Source organism: Vibrio sp. D173a, from assembly GCF_030248475.1.
Map to the genome: position 1 here is coordinate 1 of NZ_JAHGAH010000784.1, position 1363 is coordinate 1363.

Below are 1363 nucleotides of genomic sequence, written 5' to 3' on the forward strand. Positions count from 1 at the left end.
AGCGGTGATTCGTCAGTTGATGACTTATATGATGGAAGATCCAAAAAATATCCCCAATATCCTGCAAGTAATGTGGTCAGCGCGAGCTATAGAGCGTGTTGGCGACCGATGCCAGAATATTTGTGAATACATCATCTATTTTGTGAAGGGCAAAGATGTACGCCACCTAGGTGATCAAAGCCTAGATGACGCGCTAAAGTAGGTTCGAATTTTAAGCTACCGGGAAGAGCTTAGAACTTATAGCCAAACGTGATCAACAGTTGGTCGATATCGTAGTTGTCTAACATCATGAAGTTGAAACGAAGATCACTGTAGAGGCCAAAGTCGAAGTTTGCTCGAACTCCTGTCCCCATCAAAACAGAGGTATCGTTTCTTGAAATGGTGTAGCTACCTTGTGAGTCGCTAACTGTTTGTTTATCAATGATGCGAGCTAAACCAATCGCGCCATAAGGTTTAAGATTGAACCCATCTAAATCAAACGTATAACCAATGTCTGAATCTAACTTAATGGTTGTTACCTTAGATTCATAGTCGTAGTTCAAAACCTTGTAGTCATCTGTAACGTAATCCATCGAAACGTTGAAGCCAAAGATGCGGTTTAGGTCGTAACCATATTCCAGCTTGAGTCCACTACCTAGATCACCACTATAGCCGTCTGTATAGACATAATCGATTTGAGCACTAGAGAAGCCCGCACCTATACGGTGGCCTGAAAAGGCGTCTTGGACTGCAAAGCTAGCGGTTGAAAAAAGGGCGGTTGTTAAAGCGATTGTTTTTAAGATATTCATGACACTCTCATTAATAATTGAAGTAAGCGCATCCGGCACTTACGTTAATAAAGCTCCCTGAAGAAAAGGTTCCCCCACCATCCCTAGTAGGGGAGAGAGTGTTACTTGAAGTTAAACTGAACACCCACACCACCAGATACATCTGATGATGAGTACTTGCCTGAGGTTTCGTAGTGGAATGTGCCCGATACGCTCAGTTGCTCGCTGATACCGTAAGCACCACCTAATGCAATAGCTTCTTTAGAGCCTGCAAAACCAACACCCGCACCCACAGCAAACTCACCGTTAGTTACGAATGGGCGTGCGTTCGTCACCGCGTGTAAGCTTGCACGGATACCATCCATCTGCTCTTGGTGCTCGTTAAATTTTTGGTTGTACTCTTCAGCCATCGCTTGGAAGCCAAGTTCTAATGCAGAAGTGCGCTCTGTGTCGGTTGGACCTGAGATATCTGGCGTGTCACCGTAGTCAGGTGTAGGACGATCTGGTGCGTTATCAATTGGTGGTTGAGATGGAACACCTTCAATTGGATTGCTTGGGAATTGAGGTGTCGGACGCTCAGGTGAATTGTCGACAGG

3 protein-coding genes are annotated in these 1363 nt (G+C 45.0%); 1 reads left to right on the plus strand and 2 read right to left on the minus strand.

Annotated elements, in window-relative coordinates; all coding sequences use genetic code 11:
- A partial coding sequence (locus tag KIV40_RS29260; protein WP_285352738.1) for a PhoU domain-containing protein occupies positions 1-202 on the plus strand: 202 nt, incomplete at its 5' end.
- Positions 203-230: 28 nt separating this feature from the next.
- On the opposite strand, the gene KIV40_RS29265 is transcribed toward KIV40_RS29260, so the two are convergent.
- Both KIV40_RS29265 and KIV40_RS29270 read right to left on the minus strand, forming a co-directional pair.
- Positions 231-788 carry a porin family protein gene (locus tag KIV40_RS29265; protein ID WP_285352739.1) on the minus strand — a complete coding sequence of 186 codons (558 nt, stop codon included), beginning with the start codon at positions 786-788 and terminating at the stop codon, positions 231-233.
- Positions 789-889: 101 nt separating this feature from the next.
- Positions 890-1363 (minus strand): YadA C-terminal domain-containing protein (locus KIV40_RS29270; RefSeq protein ID WP_285352740.1); only part of this gene is annotated, 474 nt, incomplete at its 5' end.